11 protein-coding genes and 1 tRNA gene are annotated in these 12,385 nt (G+C 73.1%); 7 read left to right on the top strand and 5 right to left on the bottom strand.

Annotated elements, in window-relative coordinates:
* The first annotated feature begins 73 nt into the window (after positions 1-73).
* The 5 genes from ACZ4XD_RS09275 to ACZ4XD_RS09255 all read left to right on the top strand — a co-directional run bounded on the left by ACZ4XD_RS09275 (position 74) and on the right by ACZ4XD_RS09255 (position 4,206).
* Positions 74-1,273, top strand: a complete 1,200-nt coding sequence (locus ACZ4XD_RS09275) for an NAD(P)/FAD-dependent oxidoreductase (RefSeq protein WP_468039796.1) — start codon at positions 74-76, stop codon at positions 1,271-1,273.
* A 238-nt stretch (positions 1,274-1,511) separates the two neighbouring features.
* Entirely contained in the window at positions 1,512-1,646 is a 135-nt protein-coding gene (locus ACZ4XD_RS09270) for a lasso RiPP family leader peptide-containing protein (protein WP_018090024.1), read from the top strand.
* Between the two features lie 37 nt (positions 1,647-1,683).
* Entirely contained in the window at positions 1,684-3,522 is a 1,839-nt protein-coding gene (locus ACZ4XD_RS09265) for a lasso peptide isopeptide bond-forming cyclase (protein ID WP_468039793.1), read from the top strand.
* Entirely contained in the window at positions 3,500-3,757 is a 258-nt protein-coding gene (locus ACZ4XD_RS09260; RefSeq protein WP_468039791.1) for a lasso peptide biosynthesis PqqD family chaperone, read from the top strand. Before ACZ4XD_RS09265 ends, ACZ4XD_RS09260 begins: the two co-directional genes overlap by 23 nt.
* Positions 3,754-4,206, top strand: coding sequence for a lasso peptide biosynthesis B2 protein (locus ACZ4XD_RS09255; RefSeq protein ID WP_468039788.1), 453 nt, complete (start codon positions 3,754-3,756; stop codon positions 4,204-4,206). The genes ACZ4XD_RS09260 and ACZ4XD_RS09255 overlap by 4 nt, the downstream gene beginning before the upstream one ends.
* A gap of 107 nt (positions 4,207-4,313) precedes the next feature.
* Here the strand turns inward: ACZ4XD_RS09255 and ACZ4XD_RS09250 are convergent, their stop codons facing one another.
* Positions 4,314-4,958 (bottom strand): response regulator transcription factor, encoded by a 645-nt coding sequence (locus ACZ4XD_RS09250; protein WP_468039785.1) that lies wholly within the window; start codon positions 4,956-4,958, stop codon positions 4,314-4,316.
* Entirely contained in the window at positions 4,946-6,175 is a 1,230-nt protein-coding gene (locus ACZ4XD_RS09245; RefSeq protein WP_468039783.1) for a sensor histidine kinase, read from the bottom strand. The genes ACZ4XD_RS09250 and ACZ4XD_RS09245 overlap by 13 nt, the downstream gene beginning before the upstream one ends.
* 190 nt (positions 6,176-6,365) lie before the next feature.
* On the opposite strand from ACZ4XD_RS09245, the gene ACZ4XD_RS09240 reads away from it, so the two are divergent.
* Together ACZ4XD_RS09240 and ACZ4XD_RS09235 are read left to right on the top strand one after the other, a co-directional pair.
* Positions 6,366-7,145 (top strand): ABC transporter ATP-binding protein, encoded by a 780-nt coding sequence (locus ACZ4XD_RS09240; protein ID WP_468039781.1) that lies wholly within the window; start codon positions 6,366-6,368, stop codon positions 7,143-7,145.
* 2 nt (positions 7,146-7,147) lie between these two features.
* Entirely contained in the window at positions 7,148-8,599 is a 1,452-nt protein-coding gene (locus ACZ4XD_RS09235) for an FtsX-like permease family protein (protein ID WP_468039779.1), read from the top strand.
* A gap of 174 nt (positions 8,600-8,773) precedes the next feature.
* Here the strand turns inward: ACZ4XD_RS09235 and ACZ4XD_RS09230 are convergent.
* From ACZ4XD_RS09230 to ACZ4XD_RS09220, 3 genes are all read right to left on the bottom strand, one after another.
* Positions 8,774-8,850: transfer RNA gene (locus tag ACZ4XD_RS09230), tRNA-Thr, on the bottom strand.
* A 103-nt stretch (positions 8,851-8,953) separates the two neighbouring features.
* Positions 8,954-10,543: an alpha/beta hydrolase gene (locus ACZ4XD_RS09225; protein ID WP_468039776.1), complete on the bottom strand. Its 1,590-nt coding sequence runs from the start codon at positions 10,541-10,543 to the stop codon at positions 8,954-8,956.
* Between the two features lie 327 nt (positions 10,544-10,870).
* Entirely contained in the window at positions 10,871-12,115 is a 1,245-nt protein-coding gene (locus ACZ4XD_RS09220) for a DNA polymerase III subunit delta' (RefSeq protein WP_468039773.1), read from the bottom strand.
* Positions 12,116-12,385 lie beyond the last annotated feature (270 nt).

The raw sequence follows: 12,385 nt of genomic DNA, 5'->3' as shown, positions 1-12,385 counted from the left end.
CGCCCTCCCTAACGTCCCGGTCAGGAACTCGGCCCGCCCAGCAGCGGGTCACGAGCGGGTCAGGGAGTCGACTGTGTACGACGTCATCGTGGTCGGGGCGCGCTGCGCCGGTGCTTCTACGGCCATGCTCTTCGCACGTGCCGGATATCAGGTGCTGATGGTGGACCGCGCCGAATTCCCCCGGGACACGCTCAGCACGCTCTACATCCACCAGCCCGGGGTGGCGCTGCTGCGGCGCTGGGGGGTCCTCGACAAGGTGATCGCCACCGGCTGTCCGCCACTGGACCGCGCGGTCTACCGGATCGCGGACATCCGCATCGAGGGGTGCTCGATCCCGGTCGACGGCCACCGCGCCGCGTACGCCCCGCGCCGTTATCTGCTGGACGAGATCCTCGCGGACGCCGCGGTCGCCGCGGGCGTGGAGTTCCGCCAGGGCTGCACCGTCACCGAGGTGCTGTCCGACGAGGAGGGCCAGGCCACCGGGGTGCGCTGCCGCACCTCCGACGGCGCGACCACCGAGGAGCACGCCCGGCTGGTGGTCGGCGCCGACGGGATGCGCTCCCGTTTCGCCACCATGGTCGACTCCCGCATCACCACCGAGCACCCGCCCGCGACCTGCGCCTACTACACGTACTGGGAAGGCGTCACCGACCGCTTCGAGCTCTACGAGGCACCGGGCCGCTGGGTCGGCACCGTGCCCACGAACGACAACACCACGCTGATCGCGGCGTACTTCCCGCAGTCCGAGTTCGAGCGGGTCCGCAAGGACGCGATGGGCGCCTACCTGGAGGCGGTCCGCGACACCGCCCCGGAGCTCTACGCGAAGATCGCGTCACAGACCCCGCTGGAGCGGCTGCACGGCACCGGCGACCAGCGCAACTACTTCCGGGAGGCGGCCGGGCTCGGCTGGGCCCTGGTGGGCGACGCCGGCCACCACAAGGACTCCATCACCGCCCGCGGTATCACCGACGCCTTCCGCCAGGCGCAGCTGCTGGTGGACTGCGTCGGCACCGGTCTGCGCGACCCCGAGAAACTGCTCGACGGGCTGGAGGAGTACGCCTACCAGCGCGACGAGATCCTCATCGACGCCTACCACTCGACGCTGTCCGTCGCGGAACTCGAAGTGCCCGAGCACCGGCTGTCCATGCTGCGCACCGTCGCCGGGGACCAGGAGCTGATGGACCGCTACTTCGCCACGCTGGCCGGTGTCATCGGGGTGGAGGAGTTCTTCACCCCCGAACTGGACGCGCGCCAGGAACTCACGCGCCAGTAGGAGCCCGCCCCCGGCGCGCTCCCCACCCACATCCGTCCGGCAGCGGCCCGTTCACCTCACCACGAACCGCACCGGACGGCTGCTGAAACGTCGTGCCCCGCACGGAGCGGGACACGCACGGACACCTCAGCCGGGATCGATCAGCGGATTGATCCGCAGATTGCTCACCACCCGGCAGAGGTGCCAACTCACCGCAGGTGGCCGCATGACCACCCGCTTTCCCTTCAAGGAGGCTGTGATGGAAGAGCAGAACGAGCTGTCCACCGTGGAGCCCTACGCCGCCCCGATGCTGGTCGAGGTCGGCGAGTTCAACGAGGACACCCTGGGCTTCATCGGCTGGGGCAAGGACATCTTCGGCCACTACGGCGGCTGACCGTCCCGTCCCTGATCACTCTCAGGAGTAGGTACAGATGACCGGTGCCGGATTCGTGGTCCTTCCGGACACGGCGGCCGCGGCCGAGGCTCACGCGGCGGCGCCCTGGGCGTCCCCGCGGGTGCTCTCGCACGCGTCGGGGCGGCCGTGGCTGGTGGGCGTGTGGTCACCCGCGGAACTGCGGGTGGCCACCGCGGGCCCGGTGCAGGTGGCGGTGGCCGGGGTCTGCCCGGTCACCGCCACCCGGTTGTCCGAACTCACCGCCCGGATACGGACGGTGTCCGACGTCGACGCGCTGGCCGCCGCCCTGCCGGGCGCCTGCCATGTGGTGGCCTCGGTCGGCGGACAGGTCCGCGTCCAGGGCAGCCTGACCGGACTGCGCCGGGTCTTCCACACCCGGATGGGCGGGGTGGACATCGCCGCGGACCGGGCCGATGTGCTCGCCGCGATGACCGGTGCCGGCATCGACACCGGCGCCCTGGCCGTACGCGTCGCCTGCGGCGGCCTCATCCCGTCCCCGCTCGCCGATCAGCCCCTGTGGTCCGGCATCGCCGCCCTGGACCCGGACCACTGCCTGGTCTGGGACCGCGAACGGGCCCGCACGCTGCGCTGGTGGCGGCCGCCCGCTCCCGAAGCCCCGCTGCCGGCCGGCGCACAAGCCGTACGGGACGCCCTCACCACGGCACTGCACGACCGCACGCCCGACGCAGGCCGGCTCAGCAGCGACCTGTCCGGCGGCATGGACTCCACCTCCCTCTGCTTCCTCGCCGCCCGGAACACCCCGGATCTGCTGACGTTCCGCTGGGGCGAGGCCGAGGCGGGCAACGACGACGCCGCCTTCGCCGCCGACGCCATCAGCGCCCTCGACCGCGCCGAACACCTCGTGATTCCCCCCGGCGAGCTCCCACCCCTCTTCGCCGACCCGGACGCCCTCATGGACACGGAGGAGCCCTACCCCTTCGTCCGCACCGCAGCGCGCACCCGGCACACCGCCCGGCTCCTCGCCGACCGCGGCGCCCGCCGCCATCTGGCCGGCCACGGCGGCGACGAACTGTTCACCCCCTTCCCCGGCTATCTGCACCCGCTGCTCCGCCGCCGTCCACTGACCGCCCTCCGGCACGTCCGCGGCTACGCCGCCCTCAAACGCTGGCCCGTGCTGCACACCCTGGCCGCGCTGACCCGCCCCGGGGACGAGGCGGCCTGGTGGCGCGCCCAGGCCGAGCACCTCACCGACCCACCCCTGCGCAAGCGCCGCCCCAGCCTCGGCTGGGGCCTGTGGCCGCTGCGCGCACCGTCCTGGGCCACCGGCACGGCCACCGAAGCGGCCCGCGAGGCACTCCGGCAGGCAGCCGACCGGTCCCGCCCCCTCTCCACCGACCTGGGCCAGCACCAGACCCTGGTCGCACTGCGCACCAGCGCGCCCTGGTACCGCCTGCTGGCCCGCCCGTTCGCCGAGGCCGGAGTGCAGCTCGACGCCCCGTTCTTCGACGACCGGGTCGTCGAGGCCGTCCTGGGCGTCCGGGTGCACGAGCACGCCGGCCCCTGGCGCTACAAGCCGCTGCTGGCCGACGCGATGCGCGGCATCGTCCCCGCGAGCGTGCTGGGCCGCGGCACCAAGGGCGAATTCAGCGACGAGGCCGGCACGGGGCTGCGCCACAACCTCCCCGCGATCCTCGACCTGTTCACCGATTCCGCCCTGGCCGCCCACGGCCTGCTCGACCCCGGGAAACTGCGCACCCAACTGCTCTCCCCCCAGGCCGACAACGCCATGGGCATCGCGCTGGAGCCCCTGATCGGCTGCGAACTCTGGCTGCGCGCCGCCACCCGCCCCACCCCTGCTTGGAGGTCCGACGATGCCCGTACGCCTGCACCCTGACGTGGTAGCCACCGACACCGACGACGGCACGGTCCTGCTCAACGAACGCACCGGCCGCTACTGGCAGCTCAACGCCACCGGCGGCCAGGTCCTGCGCCAACTGCTCGACGGCCACGAGGCCCCCCATATCGCCGCCGAGGTCGCGAACCGGCACCGCATCGCCCTTCACCGGGCCGAGCACGACGTGACCGCGGTGATCGAGCAACTCCGCACCGCCCAGCTGGTGATCGCGTGAGCCTGCCCGTCGCCCTGTCCGAACGGCGCAGACTCCCGCTGCACCGCCGCCTCGTCCCCCTGCTGGCCGTCGGCATCGCCCGCCTGCTGGCCAAGGCCAAACCCGCCCGGCTGCGCACCGTCCTGGAATTCGCCCGCCGCGGCGCACCCCCGGCCACCCCCGACCAGGCCCTCGCCGCCCGCGACGCCGTCGTCTCGGTCAGCCTGCGCTGCGCCGGCCAGGGCTGCCTGCAACGCTCCATCGCCACCGCCCTCCTCTGCCGCGCCCGCGGCTCCTGGCCCACCTGGTGCACCGGCATCCGCACCCACCCCTTCGCCGCCCACGCCTGGGTAGAAGCCCACAACCACCCCATCGGCGAACCCCACCCCAAGGGCCACTACAAGCCGCTGATCGCTATAGCGGCGGTGGGGGCGGGGGGCGGCGAGCACGAAGGGAAGGCCGCCGCCTAGGAGTTACGGCCCTGGGCGCTGCTGATGCCTCCTACGCGGCACTGCACCACGCACCGTTCGGGCCGGCCGGGGCGGAGCCGACGGCCGCAATCGCCACCGCTCCGCTGTCACTGCCGCAGGTAGGCCAGCACCGCCAGGACGCGCCGGTGATCGGCGCCGCTCTCGGGGAGTCCGAGCTTGTCGAAGATGTTCCCGATGTGCTTCGACACCGCCGCCTGGCTGACGGACAGGGAGTTCGCTATGGAGGCGTTGGAGCGGCCTTCGGCCATCAGGGCCAGTACCTCCTTCTCCCGCGGCGTCAGGCTCTGCACCGAGGACTGACCTCTGCGACGGCCCAGCAGCCGCCGGATGATCTCCGTGTCGATCACGGTCCCGCCGTCGGCCACGCGCTGCACCGAGCCGAGGAATTCCGGGATGTCGCCCACCCGGTCCTTGAGCAGGTACCCCACACCCGACGGGTTCGCCTCCAGCAACTCCGCCGCGTAGTCCGCGTCCAGGTACTGCGAGAGCACCAGCACGCCGAGGCCGGGGTGCTCCGCGCGCAGGTCGAGGGCCGCGCGCAGGCCCTCGTCCTTGAAGCCCGGCGGTAATCGGACGTCCACCAGGGCGAGATCGGGCCGGTGTTCCCGCACCGCGGCGATGAGCGAGGGCGCATTGTCGACGGCGGCGACGACCTGGTGACCGAACTTGGTGAGGATCTGCACCAGGCCCTCCCTGAGCAGGGAGGAATCCTCAGCCATCACGATCCGCATGGAATCTCCACATGCACGAGGGTCGGCCCGCCGACCGGGCTCGACAGATGAACGGTTCCGCCGAAGACCGCGACCCGGTCCGCGAGCCCCAGCAGACCGGTCCCGGACTCCGCGTCGGCGCCACCGACGCCATTGTCGCGCACCTCCAGCACGAGCCCGGTGCCCGTACGGCGCAGCGACAGCCGGGCCTCGGTGGCGGCGCTGTGCTTGGTGACGTTGGTCATCGCCTCGCAGGCCACGAAGTACGTGGCGGCCTCCACGGCCTCCGGCGGGCGCTCGGCCAGCTCGACCTCGGTCTCCACCGGCAGGACCGCGTCCTCCGCGAGCTCGGCGAGCGCGGCGGGCAGGCCCCGGTCGGTGAGCGTCGCGGGGTAGATGCCGTGGACGAGTTCCCGGAGTTCCCGGAGGGTGGTCCGCGCCTCCCCGGCGGCCTTGTCGACGAGTTCACGGGCCGCGCTGTCGCCCCCGGCGAGCTCCAGCCGCGCGAGACCCAGCGTCATGATCAGGCCGGTGAGGCGCTGCTGGGCACCGTCGTGCAGATCGCGCTCGATCCGGCGGCGCTCCGCGTCGTAGGCGTCCAGAATGCGCGCCCTGGACCGGACGAGCTGGCCGATGCGTTCGTCGTGACCGTCACCGGCGCCGCCATCACGTCTCGTCAGGACCCGGGTGGCCAGCCGGGCACGGGCGGCCGCGTACCTGGTCAGCGTGAGGTGGGTCAGGACCAGCAGGACCGCGCCGCACAGCACCAGCAGGACGGCCTGCGTGTCCGAGTGCGCCTGGAAGACAGCGATCCGCACCTGCCCGTCCGGGGTGAAGCGGCGCAGCAGCGGCGCGACGAGCAGTGCCAGGGACAGCGTCAGGCTTCCCGTCACCAGGACGAAGTCACAGAGCGACAGTGCACAGTGGACCACCGCGTAGGCCAGTTCCCACCACGTCGCCCGCTCGGTCGCGCGCTGCCGGAGCCAGCCGCGCGGCCCGCCGCCGGAGGCCGGGGCGTGCGGCGAGGGAACGGCGGTGCCGGTGAACATCCGCAGCCGGGCCCGCTCGACCGCACCCAGCGGGATGCCCGACAGCAGCACGGCGGCGATCAGCGGCAGGCCCACGAGGAACAGCGCCGTCGCCAGGCCCGGCACCAGCAGGACCACGCAGCAGGTCAGCCACGCCAGCCCGACGGGGAAGCCGCACGCCAGATAGAGCGCCGCCCGGGCCGTCCGCACGCTCCCGATGCGTAATCGCCCACCTGCCGCCGCGCACTGCTGCCGCACCGACATTTGTCCCCAACCTGCCCTCCCTGCCGCCCTCTTGCCCTTCGCCGGCAGAGGAGTGGACCGAGGGTAGACCTCGCTCTACCCCGGCTGTCCAGCGCACTCCACCGACATCGCCGCCTGGGGCGGATTGACTCGTGCCATGAAGACCACGCAGCCGCCCCGCACCGTCCACAGGCCGGCCACCGGCCGGAGTCCGGCCGTCGACCTGCGGTCCCTCCAGAAGACGCACGGCAGGGGCCGGCAGGCGGTCACCGCCCTGCACGGCATCGACCACGCCATCCCCGGCGGGTCGTTCACGGCGGTGATGGGCCCTTCGGGCTCCGGGAAGTCCACGCTGCTGCACTGCGCGGCGGGCCTTGAGCGCCCGTCCTCCGGCTCGGTGACACTGGCCGGGCAGGATCTCGCCGAACTGTCCGAGCGGCAGTTGACGCTGCTGCGCCGGGGCCGCATCGGCTTCGTCTTCCAGGACTTCCACCTGGTCCCCGCGCTGAGCGTCGCCGCCAACGTGGCGCTGCCGCTGCGCCTGGCGGGACGCCGCCCGGACCCGCACCGCCTGGAGGAACTGCTCACCCACGTGGGCCTGTTGGACAAGCGCCACCGCCGGCCGGCCGAGTTGTCGGGCGGCCAGCAACAGCGTGCCGCCCTGGCCCGGGCGCTGGTCACCCACCCCGAGGTGGTCTTCGCTGACGAGCCGACCGGCGCCCTGGACCGGGCCTCCGGCCGCGACGTGCTCAACCTGCTGCGCGACGCGGTCGACGACCTGAGCACCACCGTCGTCATGGTCACGCACGACCCGCAGGCCGCCGCCTGGGCGGACGAGGTGCTGGTGCTCGCCGACGGCCGCCTCGTGGACCGCCTCACCGGCCCCGAGGTCACCGCCGAGACCATCGCGGCCCGCATGGCCGCTCTGGGGGTCTGACGATGTTCTTCCCCGTACTGGGTTCCCTGCGCACCCGGCTGTGGCAGTACGCCGGAGTGCTCGTGGTGGTGGTGATGAGTGCGGCGCTGGCCACCACGCTGACGACGGTGCTGGACCGGGTGCACCAGGTGAGCGCCGAGGGCGGTGCCGAGAAAGCAGCCGGGTCGCTACTGGGCCTCGTGGGCGGCACCTCCGGCCTGACCGCCTGGCTGCTCGTCGTCAACACCCTGTCCCTGGTGGTGCAGCAGCGCCGCCGGGAGATCGGGGCACTGCGGACCATCGGGGCCACGGCCCGCCAACTGCGGCTCGGGATCGTCGGCGAGGCCCTGCTGATCTCTCTCGCCGGAGCCGCGGCGGGCGCAGGCCTCGGCCTGGCCGCGGCCGGGCCCGCGCTGACCTGGCTCATCCGCAACGGCATTCTGGAGCCCGGGCCCACGGGCGGGCCGTCCCTGCCGGGCTTCACCGCGGGCCTCCTGGGCACGACGGGCATCGCCGTACTCGCCGCGTGGGCCGCGACCAACGGCCCGCTGCGGATCTCGCCGATCGCCGCCCTGCGCGAGGCCGAGGTGGAGCGACGCGCGATGCCGACCGGACGCGCCGTTGGCGCGCTCGTCATGCTCGGGCTCGCCTGGGCGTCCTGGGACTGGTACGGACGCCGCGGCGGCCCGCACGGGGCGACCAACGGCACCATGGCGCTCTGCCTGTTGCTGATCCTGTCCGCCTGGCTGCTCCTCCCGCTCCTCGTCCGCCCCATCGCCGCACTGAGCGCCGTCCCCGGCCGCCTGCTCTCCCGCTACTCGGGCACACTGGCCGCGGCGAACAGCGCGGCGGCCACCCGCCGCGTGGCTGCCACGGCCGGCCCCGTCCTCATCGCCGCGGGCCTCAGCGCGATACTGCTCTGCGGCAACTCCGTCTCACAGCAAACGAATTCGCACCCGGCCGTCGTGTCAGCATCGCCCCGGACCACTGAACCGGCGGCCCTGCAAACAGCTCAGGAACGTGCCGTCAAAGAGACACGGCAACAACCGTCACGGGCCGACACCCGCCAAGAGCGCAACGCCGTCGGCCTGCGCATCTTGATGGTCCCCCTCCTCGCGTTCTCCGCCATCGGCATCCTGAACACCCTGCTGCTCGCCACCCGCCGCCGCCGACAGGAGTTCGCCACCCTCCGTCTCACCGGAAGCACCCGCGGCCAGCTCCTCCGCATGCTCGGCTGGGAGTCCGCCGCCGTCGTACTCACCGGCCTCACCACCGCCACCGCAGTAGTAACCCTCTCCCTCACGGGCCTCGCCTCCCGCCTGTCCCTCCCGACCCAGGGCCTACTCCCCCTCCTACCGTGGGGCCCCCTCTCCCAGGTAGCCCTCGGCTGCACCGCCCTGGGCCTCCTGGGCGTCCTCATCCCCGGCCTGCTCGTCCTGCGCGTCCACCCTTCCCAGGTGGCACGAGCGGAGTGAGGGGCTGGGGGCTGGATGCGTGACAGCGGAGTCCGACGGCGCCGTCGGCCCACCCCCGCGACGGAGACCAGAACCGAGACCGCCGGCACCCGCACGCCCCCGGCCCCCGCATCGACGCCGAGTCCAGGAAACGCAAAACCCCAGCTCAGAAAGCATCTGAGCTGGGGTTGCAAGTGGAGCCGCCTTCGGGATTCGAACCCGAGACCTACGCATTACGAGTGCGTTGCTCTGGCCAACTGAGCTAAGGCGGCGTGGTGCGCGGCCCAGTCTACACATCGTGGAGGGGTGCTTTGTCACTCGTTCAGGAGCTGGTCAGAGGGCGGTGGGGGGAGAGGGGGGCGGGTGTGGTGTGGGTCACTTGCAGCGGGTGCCCTTGGGGGGGACGGTGCCCTTGAGGAGGTAGTTGTTGATCGCGGTGTCGATGCACTTGCTGCCGCGGCCGTAGGCGGTGTGGCCGTCGCCGTCGTAGGTGAGGAGGGTGGCGCTGGAGAGCTGGGCGGCGAGGGCCTTGGCCCAGACGTAGGGGGTGGCCGGGTCGCGGGTGGTGCCGACGACGAGGATCGGGGCGGCGCCCTTGGCCTCGATGCGGTGGGCCGTGCCGGTGGGCTTGACCGGCCAGTACGCGCAGTTCAAGGCGGCCCAGGCGAAGTTTTCGCCGAAGACCGGGGAGGCCTTGCGGAAGCTGGGCAGGGCGGCGCGGACCTGCGCGGGGCCGTTGAAGGCGGAGGCGAGGTCGAGGCAGTTGACGGCGGGGTTGGCGTACATCTGGTTGGCGTAGGTGCCGTTCGGGTCGCGCTCGTAGTAGCTGTCGGAGAGCGTGAGCAGCCCGCGGCCGTTGCCGTCCTCGGCCTGGGCCAGGTATTCGCGCAGGACCGGCCAGGCGCGCTGGTCATACATGGCGGCGACGACGCCCGTGGTCGCGAGGGATTCGGTGAGCTCGCGCTGCTCGCCCGTGGGCACCGGGTGGGCGTCCAGCTTCTTGAAGAGGGCGGAGAGCTGCCGGCCGGCGTCGTCGACGCTCTTGGTGCCGAGCGGGCAGTCCTTGTGCTTGATGCAGTCCGCGGCGAAGGCCCGGAAGGCGGTGTCGAAGCCGGCGGTCTGGTTGAGGTTGACGGTGCGGGAGTCGAGCTCCGGGTTCATCGCGCCGTCCAGGACCATCCGGCCGACGCGGGACGGGTAGAGGCCGGCGTAGGTCGCGCCGAGGAAGGTGCCGTAGGAAGCGCCCACGTAGGTGAGCTTCTTGTCGCCCAGGACGGCGCGCAGCACGTCCATGTCGCGGGCGGCCTCGATGGTGGAGACATGGCGGAGCAGCTGGCCGGCGCGGGAGGCGCAGCCCTTGGCGAAGCTGCGGTAGGCACTGGTGAGCTTGTTGACCTCGGCCGGTGAGTCCGGGGTCACATCGGTCTGGGTGTAGCGGTCCATCTGCTTGTCGGTCAGGCACTCGACCGGTTCGCTGCGGCCCACGCCGCGGGGGTCCATCGCCACCATGTCGTACCGCGCGCGGACCGCGGCGGGCTGGGGCGCGTACCGCTGGAGGTACTCGATCGCGGAACCACCGGGGCCGCCGGGATTGACCTGGATGGAGCCGATCTTGCTACCGGAGCCGGTGGACTTCCTGCGGGCCACCGTGAGCTTGAGGTCGGTGTCCGCGCTGGGCTTGGAGTAGTCGAGGGGCGCCTTCATCGTGGCGCACTCGAAGCCCGCCACCCCACAGGGCCGCCAGCTCAGCTTCTGGTCGTAATACGGGCGAAGGGGGGCCGGGGTGGCGGCGGGGAGGGGCGCGAGGGAGGCGGCCCCGGCGGGGCGCTGGGCACCGGCCGCCGTCCCGCGGCCCGGGGACGCCTCACCGTCGGGGGACGAACTCCCCGAGGAGCAGCCGGAGATCAGCAGAGCGGTGGCCGCGAGGGCGGCGGCAGAGGTGCGGAGCGGGCGGCTGGTGGCCATTGGGCGGTCCCTTGGTCTCGGTCCCTGGAGCGTGTGGGGTGTGGAGTGCGGTGTCGGTCCTTGGGGTGGGGTGCGGTGGAGCCCGTACGTAGTGGCGGCGGGTGGTGGATGCCGGGTGGCGGTGACGGTGGCGGTTGTTCGGTGACGCTCTCGCACGGAGAGTATCCGGACGAGGACGTGGTGTGTGCGGCTCGTGGAGTGAAGGCTCGGGCGGCCGGCGGGGCCGGTGCCGTGGCCGGGTGGGCTCGGGCGGCCGGCGGGCGCCGGTGCCGCGGTGGGCAGGGATCAGGCAGCCGGCAGGCCCGGCGCCATGGATGGGTGAGGGCGTCAGCCCGCCCGGAGAGCCACCGTCATCGCCTCGACCGCGAGGAGGGGGGCCACATTGCGGTCCAGGGCCTCGCGGCAGGCGATGACGGCTTCTATCCGGCGGAGGGTGCGTTCGGGGGTCGAGGCGGTGGCGATGCGCTGGACGCTGTCGCGGACCTCGTCGTTGGCGAGGGGTACCGAAGCGCCCATCTGGAGGGCGAGGACGTCGCGGTAGAAGCCGGTGAGGTCGACCAGGGCCAGATCGAGGCTGTCGCGCTGGGTACGGGTCGAGCGGCGCTTCTGCTTGTCCTGGAGTTCCTTCATGGCGCCGGCCGTGCCGCGCGGCAGCCGTCCGTTGGTGCCGGCCGCGGCGCCGAGCGCGGCGCGCAGCTCCTCGGTCTCCTTGGTGTCGACCTCCTCCGCGACCTGCTTGGCGTCCTCCCCCGCGGCGTCGATCAGCTCCTGGGCGGCCTTGAGGCAGCCGCCGATGTCGTCGACGCGGAGGGGGAGTTTCAGTACGGCCGTCCGGCGGGCCCGGGCGCGCTCGTCGGTGGCGAGGCGGCGGGCCCGGCCGATATGCCCCTGGGTGGCGCGGGCGGCCCGGCCGGCGGCTTCCGGCTCGATGCCGTCCCGCCGGACGAGGACGTCGGCGACCGCGTCGACCGGTGGCGTACGCAGCGAGAGCAGGCGGCAGCGCGAGCGGATGGTGGGGAGGACGTCCTCCACCGAGGGGGCGCAGAGCAGCCAGACCGTACGGGGCGCGGGCTCCTCGACGGCCTTGAGGAGGACATTGCCGGCGCCTTCGGTGAGGCGGTCGGCGTCCTCCAGGACGATCACCTGCCAGCGGCCGCCGGACGGGGAGAGCGAGGACCGGCGGACCAGGTCGCGGGTCTCCTTGACGCCGATGGACAGCAGGTCCGTACGGACGATCTCGACATCGGCGTGGGTGCCGATCAGGGCCGTGTGGCAGCCGTCGCAGAAACCGCAGCCGGGGGCGCCGCCGAGGGCGCGGTCCGGGCTGACGCACTGCAGGGCGGCGGCGAAGGCGCGGGCCGCGGTGGCCCGGCCGGAGCCGGGCGGGCCCGTGAACAGCCAGGCGTGCGTCATCTGGGAGGCGCCGCCGGGCTCAGCGGACGGCGGCTCCGCACCGCGCGCGGGCTCCGGCCCCGCCTGCTCCGCGGAGACCAGGGCGTCCGCATCGCGCGCGGCCGCGGCCAGCTGCGCCGTCACCCGGTCCTGGCCGACCACGTCGTCCCATACCGCCATCGCTGTCCGCCGTTCCTGTGCCGTTCCGTCCTGCCCGTGCCGCGCCGAGTGCGGGTGTGCCCGGCCCCGCACACCGCGCAGTGCTCCGCGCCCGACCCATTGTGGTGCAACCCACTGACAAACGAATCCGGAAGCCGGCGCCGGGCGGCCGGACGGCGCCCTCCGGAAGCGGAAAACGGCCGTGGGGGGGGGGGGGGGGGGGGGGGGGGGGGGGGTTGGGGGGGGGGGGGGGGGGGGGGGGGGGGGGGGGGGGGGGGGGGGGGGGGGGGG

It is taken from the genome of Streptomyces sp. NPDC029466 (genome assembly GCF_055574515.1).
The sequence above is the reverse complement of the archived record's forward strand: the minus strand, read 5'-3'. Positions and strand labels throughout refer to the sequence as shown.